The sequence below is a fragment of the Bartonella sp. CL25QHWL genome, assembly GCF_042195335.1.
Lineage (GTDB): Bacteria > Pseudomonadota > Alphaproteobacteria > Rhizobiales > Rhizobiaceae > Bartonella.
In genome coordinates, this window is sequence record NZ_JBHIOE010000013.1 from 22,385 (window position 1) to 39,272 (window position 16,888).

13 protein-coding genes, 2 tRNA genes and 1 pseudogene are annotated in these 16,888 nt (G+C 38.2%); 10 read left to right on the forward strand and 6 right to left on the reverse strand.

Annotated features, from left to right (window positions below; genetic code table 11):
* Nucleotides 1-857: 857 nt before the first annotated feature.
* Nucleotides 858-932: transfer RNA gene (locus tag ACFILY_RS07635), tRNA-Asn, on the reverse strand.
* Nucleotides 933-1,133: 201 nt separating this feature from the next.
* On the opposite strand from ACFILY_RS07635, the gene ACFILY_RS07640 reads away from it, so the two are divergent.
* The 6 genes from ACFILY_RS07640 (at nucleotide 1,134) to ACFILY_RS07665 (ending at nucleotide 8,990) form a co-directional block, all read left to right on the forward strand.
* Nucleotides 1,134-1,207: transfer RNA gene (locus tag ACFILY_RS07640), tRNA-Cys, on the forward strand.
* A 220-nt stretch (nucleotides 1,208-1,427) separates the two neighbouring features.
* Entirely contained in the window at nucleotides 1,428-2,102 is a 675-nt protein-coding gene (locus tag ACFILY_RS07645; RefSeq protein ID WP_273791442.1) for a protein-L-isoaspartate O-methyltransferase, read from the forward strand.
* 66 nt (nucleotides 2,103-2,168) lie between these two features.
* Entirely contained in the window at nucleotides 2,169-3,461 is a 1,293-nt protein-coding gene (locus tag ACFILY_RS07650) for a TolC family outer membrane protein (protein WP_375637776.1), read from the forward strand.
* Nucleotides 3,462-3,710: 249 nt separating this feature from the next.
* Complete coding sequence (locus tag ACFILY_RS07655; RefSeq protein WP_273791444.1) at nucleotides 3,711-4,265, forward strand: DUF2497 domain-containing protein; 555 nt, start codon at nucleotides 3,711-3,713, stop codon at nucleotides 4,263-4,265.
* 137 nt (nucleotides 4,266-4,402) lie between these two features.
* Nucleotides 4,403-7,126 carry a valine--tRNA ligase gene (locus ACFILY_RS07660; RefSeq protein WP_375637775.1) on the forward strand — a complete coding sequence of 908 codons (2,724 nt, stop codon included), beginning with the start codon at nucleotides 4,403-4,405 and terminating at the stop codon, nucleotides 7,124-7,126.
* A gap of 1,072 nt (nucleotides 7,127-8,198) precedes the next feature.
* On the forward strand, nucleotides 8,199-8,990 hold the full coding sequence (locus ACFILY_RS07665; RefSeq protein WP_375631473.1) for a tetratricopeptide repeat protein: 792 nt from the start codon (nucleotides 8,199-8,201) through the stop codon (nucleotides 8,988-8,990).
* Nucleotides 8,991-9,092: 102 nt separating this feature from the next.
* Here ACFILY_RS07665 and ACFILY_RS07670 read toward each other — a convergent pair whose 3' ends face one another.
* The 5 genes from ACFILY_RS07670 to xth all read right to left on the reverse strand — a co-directional run bounded on the left by ACFILY_RS07670 (nucleotide 9,093) and on the right by xth (nucleotide 13,277).
* Nucleotides 9,093-9,839, reverse strand: a complete 747-nt coding sequence (locus tag ACFILY_RS07670) for an amino acid ABC transporter ATP-binding protein (RefSeq protein ID WP_273791447.1) — start codon at nucleotides 9,837-9,839, stop codon at nucleotides 9,093-9,095.
* A gap of 11 nt (nucleotides 9,840-9,850) precedes the next feature.
* Entirely contained in the window at nucleotides 9,851-10,567 is a 717-nt protein-coding gene (locus tag ACFILY_RS07675) for an amino acid ABC transporter permease (RefSeq protein WP_273791448.1), read from the reverse strand.
* A gap of 2 nt (nucleotides 10,568-10,569) precedes the next feature.
* Complete coding sequence (locus ACFILY_RS07680; RefSeq protein WP_273791449.1) at nucleotides 10,570-11,322, reverse strand: amino acid ABC transporter permease; 753 nt, start codon at nucleotides 11,320-11,322, stop codon at nucleotides 10,570-10,572.
* Between the two features lie 141 nt (nucleotides 11,323-11,463).
* Complete coding sequence (locus ACFILY_RS07685; RefSeq protein ID WP_375631472.1) at nucleotides 11,464-12,369, reverse strand: transporter substrate-binding domain-containing protein; 906 nt, start codon at nucleotides 12,367-12,369, stop codon at nucleotides 11,464-11,466.
* 125 nt (nucleotides 12,370-12,494) lie between these two features.
* The gene (gene xth, locus ACFILY_RS07690; RefSeq protein ID WP_273791451.1) at nucleotides 12,495-13,277 is read right to left on the reverse strand and encodes an exodeoxyribonuclease III; all 783 of its coding nucleotides are present in this window, start codon (nucleotides 13,275-13,277) and stop codon (nucleotides 12,495-12,497) included.
* Between the two features lie 503 nt (nucleotides 13,278-13,780).
* Here xth and rpsL point away from each other — a divergent pair.
* The 4 genes and pseudogenes from rpsL to ACFILY_RS07710 all read left to right on the forward strand — a co-directional run.
* Complete coding sequence (rpsL, locus tag ACFILY_RS07695) at nucleotides 13,781-14,152, forward strand: 30S ribosomal protein S12 (protein ID WP_005773262.1); 372 nt, start codon at nucleotides 13,781-13,783, stop codon at nucleotides 14,150-14,152.
* Between the two features lie 18 nt (nucleotides 14,153-14,170).
* Nucleotides 14,171-14,641 (forward strand): 30S ribosomal protein S7, encoded by a 471-nt coding sequence (gene rpsG / locus ACFILY_RS07700; protein ID WP_273791452.1) that lies wholly within the window; start codon nucleotides 14,171-14,173, stop codon nucleotides 14,639-14,641.
* Nucleotides 14,642-14,665: 24 nt separating this feature from the next.
* Complete coding sequence (gene fusA / locus ACFILY_RS07705; RefSeq protein WP_375632621.1) at nucleotides 14,666-16,750, forward strand: elongation factor G; 2,085 nt, start codon at nucleotides 14,666-14,668, stop codon at nucleotides 16,748-16,750.
* A 62-nt stretch (nucleotides 16,751-16,812) separates the two neighbouring features.
* Nucleotides 16,813-16,888 (forward strand): annotated as a pseudogene (locus ACFILY_RS07710) (elongation factor Tu); the annotation flags it as partial.

A 16,888-nucleotide genomic window follows, 5' to 3' on the forward strand; every position in this document is an offset into this window, starting at 1 on the left:
GTATGATGGTATGGCTTTTATTATAAATAAAGATGGGGCTGATCAATCGATTTCATTTTTACCATTTACGGGAGTCACTGTGAAAGAGGCTTGGGGGATTTAAGAGATATCTCTTTAAAAAAGCGTGTGACTGCATAATACAATAGCGAGAATGTCATGATTTCTGAAGGCTTTCTCAGGATTCTCAACAATTTAGCTCGTTATCTTTGTTTTTACTGTAAAACACTATTAGTTTGGGAGGATATAAAGTCTACAAAACTTTATGCATTAAATGTTTTATGACAGTGTCATGAATATCCAAGGCAAGGTTGTTTGTAAAGCGTTGAAGTGGTTAGCAGGAGGAACAACCTGTTAGATAAGACGTCGGAGTGTTTACAGACTTGTTTTATGTTTTTTGCTTTTAGGATGGGGAGGAGGTTATGTGGGGTGTATGGAGATAATATATGACCTTGATTGTTGTTTCTTTCATTTTTCAAAATGATTGCTTCATGAGCAGGCTTTTAAGTTTAATTCCTTTATTGAGTACAAATCATTCTTTCTTTGGAAAAAAATATATGAGAGCGATTCATTGCTGATGGAGCTTAATAATTCATCTCTGATGAAAGAAATCGTAATTTATAATATGCAAATAATTGCTGTGTTCTCTTATAAAGGCGCGGTAGTTTGAAAAAAGTAATCTTATTTGTGCTATTTTAAAATGAATCAATTGCTTTTTGCGTTCATTGCAAAAAATACATCCGGTAGGATATTGCGTTTCTACTTTATTGCAAAAATCCTATTCCATTACTTTTATTAACGAATCCCTCATGTCTAAAAACTTTAGAAAAAACAACAAATTACGTAGAATAAAAGAAAAGTGGCTCCCCGGGCCGGATTCGAACCAGCGACCAACCGGTTAACAGCCGGTTGCTCTACCGCTGAGCTACCGGGGAACGGTGCCCAATCATTTAGTTGAAAAGGCTATAGCTTGAAAAGGCTATAGCAAAGCAATACTGATTTGCAAAGGATAAAATTACTTTTTTTAAAAAAAATATGATAAATTGTGTAATAAGAGGAAAAAAGGCGAGAGAAGATTTCTACACCTTGACGGATGCGTTGCCTTCCCTTATTGAAACCTTTATGTTTGTTGACGAGGCCTCGTGGCGGAATGGTTACGCAGAGGACTGCAAATCCTTGTATCCCGGTTCGATTCCGGGCGAGGCCTCCAGCCGATTTTAAACGAAACGGCTTTTAAGGGAGATGAGGTATAGGAAAATAGATTATTTCCCTCTATTCTTGTGAAGACACTTTTGTATGAGAGATTATACAGTTAAAATCTAATTGTTGACTGTAGCATCCTTTTTTGTAATGCCCATAGTTTAAGAGATCTTTATCCCTTATTGTCGCTGTTTGGTTTGTTTTTTGTAGGTTAGGAGAAAATATTCGTTATGGTTGCAGATTTTGCTGAGCTTCGTCGCAAAATGGTTGACAATCAAATTCGTACAGTCGATGTAACGGATTTATCAGTTCTTGAAGCCTTTTTAACGGTGTCTCGTGAAGATTTTGTATCGGAAGATATGAAAGTGTTAAGTTATCTTGATACCGATATTGTTCTATGTCCAGAGCAAGATGGGGTTCCTGCACGCTATTTGATGAAACCTGCATCTCTAGCGAAATTACTACAGCTTGCCGCTTTAAAATCATCAGATGTTGTTTTAGATATTGGTGCAAATAGTGGTTATTGTGCAGCGTTGCTTGCAAAACTTGCAGGGTCTGTGATTGCGCTGGAAAGTAATAAATCTCTCTTTGAACGTGCTCTTGAAGCTTTAGAACGTAATCAATGTGATAATGTGGTTGTCGTTCATGGTCCATTAGAGCAAGGATATGCTGTTGAGGGACCTTATGATGTGATTTTCATTGAGGGATCTGTTGATTTTATTCCTCAGGGTATCTTTGATCAAATGAAAGACTGTGGACGTCTTGTTGTGGTTGAAGGGTATGGAAATGCTGCTGTTGCACAAATCTATATAAAAGAAGATGGGATCATCTCGGCTCGTCGTGCTTTTAATCTCGCTGTAAAGCCTCTTCCTTGTTTTTTCAAAACACCTGGTTTTGTGTTTTAGTGCTTGTTTGTTTTGTGAATAAAAGATAATTTTGTAATTTATTTGGGGTTTGTTATTGTGTGTATTATGTTTAGAATAAACAAGAAGTTTCAGGCATGTTTATTACTGGTGTTGAGTGTTTTACTATCAGAGACTGTTTGTGCTGAAACATTGATGGATGCCTTTTCTAAGGCTTATAAATATAATGCTAAGTTGAATAGTGAACGTGCAGCTGTGCGTATATCCAGTGATGATGTTGTCATTGCGCGATCAGGGTTATTGCCACAAGTTGAGGGGGTTGGGAACTATGGGCGGAATAAGTCTTTTACAGGTCCTTATGTCACTTCTGGATCTATAGGAGTGAGATTAAATCAAAGATTATTTGATGGTTTTATCACGCAACATATCTTTTCTTCAGCTCAAGTTAAGTTGCAGGCTCAGCGTGAATATCTTCGTAATGTTGAACAAAATACGTTTCTAGAGGTGGTGACCGCTTATGCTAATGTCTATCACGCACGTCGTGTTGCCGATCTTCGGAGAGAAAATTTGGCAGCTCTTGAGGAACACGTTCGTTCCAATAAAGCAAAATTTGATGTGGGTGAAGGAGGGCATGTTGATCTTGCTCAAGCTCAAGCTGCACGTTCCGTGGCGGTTTCAGAGCTGAGTCTTGCTCGTGCTGATGTAAAAGCAGCAGAGGCAGTGTATCGACAAGTTATTGGTTCTGATCCTGAAAAGTTAAAACGCCCACCCATAGCCAAAGATTTTCCCGTCAACCTTGATATGGCTTACCAAATGAGTGTTGTGATGCATCCAGCAATCCTTTATGCTAAATATTTAGTTGATGCGAGTGCTTATAATGTAAAGGCGAAAGAAGGGGCATTGCTCCCTAAAGTTGATTTTTCTGCAACAGCATCTTATAATCGAATCTACAGCGGGGTTGGAGAAGATGGCGTTTCTAAATCTGTAGGATTGTCAGTAAGTGTCCCAATCTTTGAAGGAGGGCGTACGTCTGCGCAAATTCGCCAATCAAGGGAACAGCTTGGACAGGCGCAGCTTCAACTCGATTTGGCGCATAGTAATACGAGGCAAGCACTGACTTCTGCTTGGTTTCAGTTGGAGGGTGCACGCTCATCTGTTATTGCTTACCGTGAAAGTGTTCGTGCTGCTGAAATTGCTCTGAAAGGTCGTGTTCAAGAAAATCGCGTAGGGCAAGCAACGACGCTGGATGTTTTAAATTCTCGTACTCTATTGATTAATGCTCAGATTGCGCTTGCAATGGCGGAGCGTAATGCTGTTGTGGCGAGCTATAGTGTTCAATCTTCTATTGGTAAATTGACTGCAAGTTATTTAGGTTTAAAAACAATTAAATATATCCGATAATGTATAAAAGTATCTCTTTAATCTTAAATTATTTTAGTTTTTAAAAGATTAGTAAATCAACAGTTGAATATGTTAAAAAATATTGCGGCGAGATATTATCTTTATAAAGTGTAGAAAACTGTGTGTAGCGCCCTCTTTATGACAAGCATATTTGAAAATATCGTGGGAGGCATGTTGATCTTATAATTCTTTTGCATACACTGAAAATATGATTCTATTTGTTGTTGCGTCTTTGAGAGGTTGTAAAGTATGGTACAGAGTTCAAGCGTGTTACGTGAGCCAAGTATGGATGAAATTTTAACATCTATTCGTGAAATAATCGAAGAAAATGCGGTTCAATCTGATCACTTTTTAAATGAAGATGTTGCAGTGAATGCTTCAGAAGTTGCATCAGAGAGTATTTATGATACAGCCTTATCGGTTGATGATGCTATGAAAGCTTTAGCTGATCGTATTGGTCTTTCATCTGAAAATCAAGGGGGGAAGATAACGCAAGAGAAAGAGGATATAGAGGCGGAAAATAATACAGTTGGTATGGATATGCAAAAGATGAAGCTTTCTTCTGAAGAACGGAATTCTGTTTATAAAGCAAAAGAATATGAAGATGAGATAAGGAAATCACAGTCAGATGCAGGAAGGGATGGTCATGTGGAATTGTCTGCATATTGTATTTCTTCTGCAGAAAAGATTGCAAAGGATGTGTTGCGTCCGGCTATAGCAGAATGGTTACAGTCTAAATTGCCTATTTTGCTGGAAGATATTTTGCGTGAAGAGATTGTGAAGGCGATTAAAAAATCGTCTTAATTATTTTTATGTTTTTCATTTTATGGGGATTTTGTTTGCGATTTTGCGAGCTCTCTAGTGAATGGCTGAGATTCACGAGATTCTGATCAGGTTTTGATCATATATTGTGTTTTTCAGCGGCGTTATGGATGGATAGAATGTTAGAAAAAAACTATGATGCTTCCTCTATAGAGCAACGGGTTGCAAAGAGATGGGAGACTCGTGGGGCTTTTAAAGCGGGAGCTGGTTCTAAAAGCGATGCAGAGCCTTTTTGCGTTATGCTTCCACCTCCTAATGTTACAGGCTCACTTCATATGGGGCATGCGCTCAATACGACAATTCAAGATATAATAGTTAGATTTCAGCGGATGCGTGGCAAAAATGTGTTGTGGCAGCCTGGTATGGATCATGCTGGGATTGCTACACAAATGGTTGTGGAGCGTCAACTTGCAGAACGTCAAGAGCCAACGCGTCAAGAAATGGGGAGAGAAAAGTTTATTGAGCGTATTTGGGAATGGCGTTATGAAACTGGAGGCGTTATTGCAAACCAGTTGCGTCGCCTTGGGGTTTCATGTGATTGGTCGCGTGAGCGGTTTACAATGGATGAGGGGTTGTCGCAGGCGGTTCGTGAAGTCTTTGTCACGCTTTATAAGCAAGGGTTGATATATAGGGATAAGCGTCTCGTTAATTGGGATCCTAAATTGTTGACAGCTATTTCAGATCTTGAAGTTGAGCAAAAAGAAGTTCAAGGACATTTGTGGCACTTTAGATATCCACTTGAAGGTAAAACTTTTGATCCAAATGATGCTACAACTTTTATAACAGTGGCGACAACACGACCAGAAACAATGCTTGGTGATACAGGAATTGCTGTTAATCCTGAAGATGAGCGTTATAAAAATCTTATCGGTAAAAATGCTCTTTTGCCGCTTGTTGGTCGTAGGTTATTAATTGTGGGTGATAGCCATGCTGATCCTGAGGCTGGAAGTGGTGCTGTAAAAATCACACCAGCTCATGACTTTAATGACTTTGAAGTAGGACAGCGTAATCATTTACGCTTGATCAATATTTTTACCCAAAAAGCCGAAATTTTTCTTCGTGAAAATGAAGCATTTTTCGATGGTTTGATTTTATCAGATGAATTAAAAATGTTAGTAGAAAATCTCGATAAATCTGATCGTTTTGTTGCTCGCCAGAAGATTATTTCTTTGATGGAAGAACAGGGATATTTAGCTTCTGTTGATGATCATACCCATATGGTTCCTCATGGAGATCGCAGTGGTGTCCCTATTGAGCCTTTTTTGACAGATCAATGGTATGTTCATGCTGCTGAATTAGCAAAGCCAGCGATAGAGGCTGTTCAACAAGGAAAAACGCAGTTTGTTCCCGATAACTGGAAAAAGACTTACTTCAATTGGATGCAGAATATTCAACCTTGGTGCATTTCTCGCCAATTATGGTGGGGACATCAGATTCCTGCTTGGTATGGTCCTGATGGAACGGTTTTTGTTGAAAAAAGTGAAAAAGAGGCTTTAGATTCAGCTTTTGCTCATTATGGTGAGGTTGTTGACTTAATCCGTGATCCGGATGTTTTAGATACGTGGTTTTCATCAGCTCTTTGGCCTTTTTCAACATTAGGATGGCCAAATAAAACGACTGAATTATCTACTTTTTACCCAACATCTTTATCTGTGACAGGATTTGATATTATTTTTTTCTGGGTTGCTCGTATGATGATGATGGGACTTCACTTTATGGGTGACGTTCCTTTCCCAACGGTTTATGTGCATGCTCTTGTGCGGGATCAAAAGGGCGCAAAGATGTCAAAATCAAAGGGAAATATTATTGATCCCTTAGAGCTTATTGATCAATATAGTGCTGATGCACTTCGATTTACTTTAGCTATTATGGCAGCACAAGGTCGTGATGTAAAACTTGATGTTTCCCGTATTGCTGGTTATCGTAATTTTGCTACGAAATTGTGGAATGCTACCCGATTTGCACAGATGAATGGTGTGAAGCATGATCCAGCTTTTAAACCAGAACAAGCAAAACTGGCGCTTAATCGTTGGATTTTAACAGAGTTATCTAAAACAATTTCAGCAGTTACGACTGGTATTGAACACTATAAATTTAATGAGTCAGCTGCCACTCTTTACCGTTTCATTTGGAATACATTATGTGATTGGTATTTGGAGCTTCTCAAACCTATTTTTCAGGGGGAAAATGAAGATGCTAAAAATGAGGCTCAAGCTTGTACTGCTTGGGTTTTAGATGAAGTTTATAAACTTCTTCATCCTTTTATGCCTTATATGACGGAAGAGTTGTGGTCTCTTACAGAAACGCAAGCCATCAAGCGTGAGGATATGCTCGCATTGACAAAATGGCCAGAGGAAACATTGATAGATGAAGAAGCTGCTGATGATATTAATTGGCTTATTGATGTCGTCACGGGGATTCGGTCTGTACGTTTTGAAATGAATATTCCAGTGGCGACACAAGCACCTCTTGTTGTTGTTGAAGGAGGGGAAGTAACGCGAGAGCGTGTGAAGCGTTATGATGCACTTCTTAAAAAATTAGCGCGTATTGAAGTTATTGATTTCTCTGATAAAGTTCCGGAAATATCAGCACAAATGATTTTGGGAGAGGCTGTTTTTTGTTTACCATTAGGACAGTTGATTGATTTGGAGGCTGAACGTGTTCGTTTGAGGAAGGATGTCAGTAAAATTGAACAAGATATTGAAAAAATATCGCTTAAGTTAAACAACCCCAAATTTATAGCAAATGCAAAAGCAGAAATTGTTGAGCGTGAGCGGAACAGGGTTGTAGAACTGCGTGCAGCGCAGAAAAAAATATTTGTTGCTTTAGAGCGGTTAGATTGATTTCAACTTTTTCTTTTGTTAGTTTTTCATGAACGATCATAAAATCTCTACTGAAATCCATTGTTTTATGTTTATCATTAAAGAGACATCTTTTAAGGCGTCCAAGCCTATTCCACGACGTAGATCATGAATGGTATAACGGTAAATCCATTGGGCTTCCCTTCTTTATGCTTGTGAAGTAACAAGCGCCGGCACCATTCTGTCCAATCCGGACAGCCCTTGGCACTTAAGACCGTTCATAAGAGGCATTTTTAGTTCTTTCTTACACAGAGTTTTTATCCACATAGCTTTCTCTGCTTGTAATGTGCAAGCGGATGATTTTGATTGATTTAACATGGAGCACGTTTGGAATGAGAGAATCTTACGATATTCGAGGGCCTCATTCAACATGCAAAAAGGAAAATTATAATTATAAATCAATTTCTTGCTTTATTACTGTAAAATATCATCATTTAGAGTAGCAATATAAGGTATGTAAAATTACACATGTGGTATTTTTTTGTATGAGTGGTGAGTATTCTAAGGTAGAACTTGTGTGTAAAGTATGAAGTAACCCCATGTGAAATGATGTCAGGTGCAATCCGTTAAATAAAAAGCTGTATTGTTTATAGATTGACGGAGATAAAAAACTTCATCCTTAAGGTGGTAAGGCAGTCGTGAAGTTATAAGTTAATTATCATCATTATATTTATCCATCTTTCGTATTGTTTTTTATACTTAAACGCTTACCATTCATCATGTATTCTCTTCGTTCTCAAGTTGCTGTTTAATGCACGTTATTTTATTGAACGATTTTTGCTCATACGTATAAAATTTTAAGATCGATAAATCTTAGAATGTTAAAGGATGTGTTACAAAATATAGAATGATGATTTATATTTAAAAATCAATTTGTTATATATAAAAATGGATACTTAATTTTATCGAACATTTTGGATGGTTTTTATCTATTTGTTTTTTCTTTTAAAATTTTTACTTTAAAATTGCGTATGCTTCTTACTAAGAAAAAGAGTTTAAATATCTACAAAGAAATTCGTAACAGATATAATCATTAAAATTGAGGTAGGGGGAAATGGTTAATAGGTTTCAGATATGGAAAAAAGTCACGATTGTTGTGATTTTAGGGGGATTCTTTTCGACTGTTTATGTAATAGATGTCAATAGCTTGCAAGAAGCGAATGATGGTTCGTTTTATTTTTTAAAACGTGGCATGTCTGCTTATAAAAATGGGCATATAAATCAGGCTATTGCAGCATTACGTTGTGCAGCTAAGAGAGGCCATATTGGTGCGAATTGGAAACTTGGCTCTATCTATGCAAACGGTGATGGTGTCTCTAAAAATGATTATAAGGCATATAATTTTTTTGCATATATTGTTGAAAAAGGTGCTGATCTTGGTTCAGAGGATGAAAGTTATGTTTCTGACGCATTGGTTAAACTTGCGGGATATATAAAAAAAGGTATTCCTCAATCACCTGTGAAACCTGATCCTTCTTATGCTGCTCATCTTTATATGCAGGCTGCGGTAAACTATGGAAATCCTAAAGCTCAGTATCATTTAGGAAAAATATTTTTAAAGGGAGAGGGAAGGGAGAAAAATCTTATACAAGCAGCACGATGGTTTCAACTTTCAGCAAAAAAAGGAAATCCTTCCGCCCAAGCAATGCTTGGAAATATACTGCTTAAAGAAGGAAAAATTGTCCGTGGGGCAGCAATGTTAACTGCTGCCTATGAAAAAGCTAACGTAAAAGACAAAAATTGGATTCACCCTTTACAAGAAGAGGCTTTTGCTCTTTGTAATGAATCTGAGAGACGTACAGCAATTTCACTGGTTGCTGAGATTTTAAAGAATAACAGTTTTTAAACATCTGATTGTAATATTTTTACATTCTCTCATCTTATATTAAACTCTGTTTCCTTGTATACAAGTTCATAGTAAAGATAACTTTTTATGACAATATAACGACTAATGACTTAGGATTTTAGACAAAAATTCTTGCGTTCTCGGTTTTCTTGCTTGCGGATCAGAAAAGAACTCTTTAGATGAACAGTCTTCAAGAATTGTTCCTTGATCTATGAAAATAACACGCTCCGAGACTTTTTGTGCAAATCCCATTTCATGGGTTACACAAATCATCGTCATACCTTCTTCTGCTAAGCTAATCATGACATCGAGTACTTCACCTACCATTTCAGGATCGAGAGCAGATGTTGGTTCATCAAAAAGCATGACAAGTGGATCCATAGTTAAGGCACGTGCAATAGCAACACGTTGTTGTTGCCCTCCAGAAAGTTGACCAGGATATTTATCTTTGTGTTCAATGAGTCCAACGCGTTCAAGATATAACAATCCACGTTCAAGTGCTTCTTTTTTGCTTCGTTTTAGGACTTTGATTTGTGCAATTGTCAAATTTTCTGTGACAGATAAATGGGGGAAAAGCTCGAAGTGTTGAAACACCATTCCTACCTGACTTCGCAATTTAGGCAGATTCGTTTTTTTTGAATGAACTGGTATTCCATTAATCCAAATTTCACCTTTTTGAAAAGGGACGAGAGCGTTAATAGTTTTAATGAGTGTTGACTTTCCGGAGCCTGATGGACCACAAACGACAACGACTTCTCCTTTATTAATGTTGGTTGTACAGTTTTTAAGGACTTTAATTTCGCCATACCAATTAGAAACATTTTTTATTTCGATCATATGAGTAGACATTTTTTTTCCTGTTAGCGAATAATGGATACTTTTTTTTGTAAATACAAAACTATTTGTGACAGTGTAAAACAGATAACAAAATAGAAAATAGCTGCTAAGATATAAGCTTCTTGCTTTACACCAAAATTATTAGCAGCAATATCAAAACCATTCAAAAGGCTATGACCACTGATGGCATAAACAAGGGTTGTATCCTGAAAAAGGATAATAACTTGTGTTAAAAAGACTGGAAGCATATCTCTAAAGGCTTGAGGAAGAATGACAATGTACATACTTTGCCAATATGTCATTCCAAGAGCTTGTCCTGCATATTTTTGTCCTTGCGGAACTGAATTGATTCCAGCACGCATAATCTCAGCAAAATAAGCCGTTTCAAATGCGGTAAAGGTAATGAGTGCTGATTTATTTGCACCGATGGATATACCGGTTAAAAAAGGTAGAAGCACGAAAAACCATAAGATAACCATCACAAGTGGTATTGAACGCATAGCTGTTATGTAACCTATTGCAAACCAAGAAAGAAGTTTTATGGAAGAAAGGCGCATCATTGCTAGAAGCGTACCGAAAACAAACCCCAACACCGTTGCAAAAAGAGTTAGAAAAACGCTAAAGAGTAAACCTGATAAAATGTAAGAACGAAATACATCAAAGGTAAAAAAGGAAAAATCAAAGTCGGAAAAATTGAAAGGAGAATAAAGTCCAAACTGAGAGCTTATGAAATTCATCATATTCAATTTCCCTTTGTTTGAAAATTAGGAATTTTGAGTATTTGTTCAATGACTGTCATCACAATGAATACGAATAAGGCTATTAGAATATAAAGAGCCGTAACAAGTAAATAATTTTCGTAAACATGGCTTACCTCTTCAATTGCTTGGTATTGAAATTGCATGAGCTCATTTATTGAAACGGCGAATGCTATAGACGAATTTTTCACAATGCCCATTGCTTCTGAAGTAAGAGGTGGCATAATTGCACGTATAGCACGTGGTAGTATAATATAGCGATAACTTTGATAAGTTGTAAACCCCATTGCCATAGCAGCATAGCGTTGTCCAGAAGGAATCGCTTCAATGCCTGAACGAACCTGTTCTGCAATGCGTGCAGATGTAAAGAATCCCAATGCGCATGTTATTAAGAGAATGGGGGAAAATTTCATCGCTGGTGGATAAATCTTCGGAACAACAAAATACCACAAAAACACTTGTACAAGGAGGGGAATATTACGCATAATCTCTACCCAAATAGTACCGATAGTGCGAAATATATAATTGGTTATGGATGTTTTAGGTAAAGTGCGCATTGTTCCTATAACAACACCACACAATACAGCTAATATAAGTGAAGTGATAGACAATATAACCGTATTTTTAAAGCCATCGAGAAGTGTATCTAAATAGGTATGGCTCACGCCGGGAGTCCCCAAGCATCCTGTTACCAATGTTTGAGTAAGGTCATCTCTACAAAGGAAAGAAAAGTCCATTAATTGATATTCCCTCAAATTAGTCATTCACAAATAGGGCAATAAACCAAGCGCATCTACATAGGCCAAATTTATTAAAAAGTGAATTAAAATATAAACCACACTCAATTTCAAAAGAGTGTGGTTCTTTTTTATTAAATTCTATAAATCTTTTTCTGCGTAGCTTTCTCGAGGTTTATTATTTGGGTGATCCCAAGCATATCTTGTTTGTTTTGACAAGGGAAGGTTCATAACAGTGTTAGCAGGTGGGATCGGTTTCATAAACCACTTATTATAAAGCTTTTCCAGTGATTCATCTTTAATCTGACGTACGATACTATCGTTGATTGTTTGTTCAAATTTTTTGTCATTTAATCTGAGCATACAGGCAATAGGTTCGACTGAAAGTACAGTATCAAGAATGACATAATCAGATGGATTCTTTGATTTAGCAATATGTCCAGCAAGAATTGAAGCGTCCATGACAAAAGCATCTGCCTTACCAGATTCTAATAACAAAAAACTATCTCCGTGATCTTTCCCCTTTAAAACTTTAAACTGAATGTTTTTTGCACGTTTATTTTTACGAATAAGTTGAACAGATGTTGTACCGGTGGTCGTTGCAACTGTTTTTCCATTTAAATCCTCAAGAGATTTAATGTTAGAATTTTTCTTTACAGCAATCCGAACCTCCTCAATGTATGTCGTATAAGCAAATGCTGCTTCTTTACTGCGGGCAAGATCATGTGTTGTTGAGCCGCACTCAAAATCATAGGTTTTATTTTTTAAGAGAGGAATTCTATTTTGAGAAGTGATGGGAAGATAATGAATTTTAATTGGTTTACCAATTTTTTTTGAGATATCATCAATGATCCGTTCTGCCATTTCTGTATGAAAACCTACATATTTATTATTACCAAGGGCGTAGGCTAAACCAGATGATTCACGGACACCTAAAGTAATTTCCCCTGTTCGTTTTATTTTTTCAAGAGTATCATGTTCAGCATGTGCGAAACTTGAGAATCCAATGGCCGTTGCTGCAATAAGCATTAACAATGATTTCTTCATTTATGTCCTCCATTCATTTATTTTTATTTTAGTTGCTTAAGATATACTGTTTATATGCTGTAGCATAGTTATTATTTTTGAGTGGATTTTTTTTTGTTGTCTCATGAAATGAGGATTGTACTTTCTTAATTGATATTAAGGTGAATCCAAACAGGAACGTGGTCGGATGGTTTTTGATATCCCCTTACTTCTGCTTGGCTATGAGCGCAAATTAGTTGATCAACAGCTTCTGGTGATAATAATAAATGATCAATGCGAATCCCATTATTCTTAGGCCAGGCACCTGCCTGAAAATCCCAAAAACTGAAGGAGGGAGTATCGGTGACATTCCGGATAGCATCATAAAAACCTAAATGAAGAATACGTTGGAATGCTTTTCTTGTTTCTCCAAGAAATAAGGCATCTTGATACCATTCTTGAGGTTTTTTTGCATCTAATGGAGCGGGGATGACATTATAATCACCCGCTAGAATAAGGGGTTCTTCATACGCAAGCAATGATTTTGCATGTGTATATAATCTTTCCATCCATTCTATCTTATAGGAATATTTTTCACTCTCAATAGGATTCCCATTTGGCAAATAGAGAGATGCAACACGAACAACACCTTTGTTTGTTGAATAAACTGCTTCAATGTAACGTGTTTGTTTATCATTATCATTGCCTGGTAATCGACGGATCACTTCATCTGGTGTTTTTTTAGAGAGAATCGCAACGCCATTAAAACTTTTTTGTCCGTGTGTTTCTATATGGTAACCTAAACTTTCAATTGCATCGCGTGGAAAATTTTCATCAATACTTTTAATTTCCTGTAAACAGACTATGTCCGGCTGGCTTTGCTGCAGCCATTGACATAATGTTTCATGTCGTGCTTTTATCCCGGCAATATTCCACGTTGCTATTTTCATGGCGCTCATCATTAGATATCAAATATGCAATTCAATTTACTGCTCAATTTACTGCATTTATGTTTTGCTACAGTCATATCGCTACTTTTTTATTTATAGGGATATTACTTATGGTAAATTGATTTATCAAGAGTAGCGGTAAAAGCAAATTTAAAGCTTTAAAATTTAATTTATTTTCATTTTTAAAAACTTTCTGCTGTTTAGTTCTTGACGAATGTACGTGTTCTCGCTATTAGAGATGGATATAGCCGATGTGGGTGTAATCAGGTGCTTTGGATATGAACCGGAAGATTATTCACAGGTGTTAAGAAGATTAAAAGTAAATCCTAGTGCAAAAGGCTACTGCCTTCTCTGCTTATGGTCGGGTAAACTGTTTTTTGCAGGTGTGCCCGATTTTGTGTGTAGACTTAAATATCTGTTCCGATTCTGTTGGGGTGGATGGAAATGAAAATAGAAAAGCCCGATTGGGTGAGAAGAATATAGATCAAAAAGAGGAAGGTTGCATGCCTACCGTAAACCAGTTGATTCGTAAGCCGCGTGTGGCGCCAGTTAAACGTAATAAGGTTCCTGCTCTGCAGTCGAATCCGCAGAAGCGTGGTGTTTGTACGCGTGTTTATACAACAACGCCGAAGAAACCTAATTCTGCTCTTCGTAAAGTTGCTAAAATTCGCTTGACGAATGGATTTGAGGTGATTGGTTATATTCCTGGAGAGGGACATAATCTTCAAGAGCACTCTGTTGTGATGATTCGTGGTGGTCGTGTAAAAGATTTGCCAGGAGTTCGTTATCACATTATTCGTGGTTTGCTTGATACCCAGGGTGTCAAGAATCGTAAACAGCGTCGTTCAAAGTATGGCGCAAAGCGTCCAAAATAATATTGAGAGACAAAGCCAATGTCCCGTCGTCATAGAGCAGAAAAGCGTGAGATTAATCCAGATCCAAAATTTGGTGATTTGGTTATTATGAAATTTATGAATGCCATTATGTTTGATGGTAAAAAATCAGTTGCAGAGCGTATTGTTTATGGTGCACTCGATTCTGTAGAAAAAAGAGTAAAAACAGATCCTGTGGCTCTATTTCATCGGGCCTTAGAGAATGTTGCTCCTCATATTGAGGTTCGTTCACGCCGTGTTGGTGGTGCTACTTATCAAGTTCCGATTGATGTTCGTCCTGATCGTCGTCAGGCTCTTGCTATTCGTTGGTTGATTGCGGCGGCGCGTGGTCGAAATGAAACGACGATGGTTGAGCGTTTATCTGGTGAATTGATGGATGCGGCTAATAATCGTGGTTCTGCCGTGAAAAAGCGTGAAGATGTTCATCGTATGGCTGAAGCTAATCGTGCTTTTTCTCACTATCGCTGGTAGAAGTTTTAAACTAAGGCAAATATAATGGCTCGCGAATATAAAATTGAAGATTATCGTAATTTTGGTATTATGGCGCATATTGATGCTGGTAAGACTACGATGACTGAACGTATTCTGTTCTATACCGGTAAGAATCATAAAATTGGCGAGACCCATGATGGTGCTTCTACGATGGATTGGATGGAGCAGGAGCAGGAGCGCGGTATTACGATTACGTCTGCTGCGACAACGACGTTTTGGGAAGGGCAGGACGGTCGGAAGCGTCGCTTTAATATTATTGATACGCCAGGGCACGTTGATTTTACGATTGAAGTTGAGCGCTCTTTGCGTGTTCTTGATGGCGCAATAGCCTTGTTGGATGCAAATGCTGGTGTGGAGCCTCAGACGGAAACTGTTTGGCGGCAAGCTGAGAAATATCGCGTGCCTCGTATGGTTTTTGTTAATAAAATGGACAAAATAGGAGCTGACTTTTATCGTAGTGTGGAGATGGTTGGTTCTCGGTTGGGTGCTAAAGCGCTTGTTTTGCAGTTGCCGATTGGCGCTGAAAATGACTTTGAAGGTGTTGTTGATCTTGTAGAAATGAAGGCTTTAAAGTGGGATGGTTCTATTGGTGCCTCGGCGGTGATAAGTGAAATTCCCTCTGATTTAAAGGAGAAAGCTGAAGAATATCGCGAGAAATTGATTGAGATGGCTGTGGAGGTTGATGAAGCAGCGACAGAGGCTTATTTAGAGGGTGTTATGCCAACCAACGAGCAGCTTGTTTCTCTCATTCGTAGGGGGACAGTAGAAGTTCAGTTTCATCCGGTTCTTTGTGGTACGGCTTTTAAAAACAAGGGGGTGCAGCCACTTTTGGATGCTGTTGTTTCCTATCTTCCTTCTCCAGTTGATATTCCGGCGATTAAGGGTATTGATGTAAAGACTGAGGCTGAGACGACACGCGAATCTTCTGATGATGCTCCGCTATCTATGCTTGCTTTTAAAATTATGAATGATCCTTTTGTTGGTTCATTGACGTTTTGTCGTATTTACTCAGGTAAAGTTCAGAAAGGTATTTCTCTTGAGAATACTGTGAAAAAGAAGAAAGAGCGTTTGGGGCGTATGCTTCAAATGCATTCAAATTCTCGTGAGGATATTGAAGAAGCATTTGCTGGTGATATTGTTGCTCTTGCAGGACTTAAGGAGACGACAACTGGGGATACTCTTTGTGATCCTTTGAAGCCTGTTGTTTTGGAGAGGATGGAATTTCCAGAGCCTGTTATTGAGATTGCAATTGAGCCGAAAACAAAAGCAGATCAAGAAAAAATGGGTATTGCTCTTAACCGTCTAGCGGCCGAAGATCCTTCATTTCGTGTTAAATCGGATGAGGAATCTGGTCAGACTATTATAGCTGGAATGGGTGAGCTTCATCTTGATATTATTGTTGACCGTATGCGGCGTGAGTTTAAGGTTGAAGCAAATGTTGGGCAGCCTCAAGTTGCTTATCGTGAGTCAATTACTAAAATGGCGGAAATTGATTATACGCATAAGAAGCAATCGGGTGGTGCCGGTCAATTTGCTCGTGTGAAAATTGTTTTTGAGCCTCATGATGGTGATGACTTTATTTTTGAGTCAAAGATTGTTGGTGGTGCTGTTCCTAAAGAATATATTCCCGGCGTCCAAAAGGGGATTGAGAGTGTTATGGGGTCAGGTCCTCTTGCGGGCTTTCCTATGCTTGGTGTAAAAGCGACTCTCATTGATGGTGGTTATCACGATGTTGATTCTTCGGTTTTGGCTTTTGAGATTGCGGCTCGTGCGGCTTTTCGTGATGGGGCAAAGAAGGCTGGTGCACAGCTTCTTGAACCGATCATGAAGGTGGAAGTTGTTACACCAGATGATTATGTTGGTGATGTTATTGGTGATCTCAATTCTCGTCGGGGACAGATTTCAGGAACTGAAGCGCGCGGCATTGCAACGGTTGTGAATGCAATGGTTCCTTTGGCGAATATGTTTGGTTATGTGAATACTCTTCGCTCTATGAGTCAGGGGCGTGCGCAGTATACAATGCAGTTTGATCATTACGAGCCTGTACCTTCGGCTGTTGCTTTGGAGATTCAAAAGAAATACGCGTAATTTCAGGTTGGTAATTAATTTTTAACTTAGTCCTTGGCTTGGACGGAAAATGGAGAGCTCAAATGGCGAAGAGCAAGTTTGAACGAACAAAACCGCATGTTAATATTGGTACGATTGGTCACGTTGATCATGGGAAGA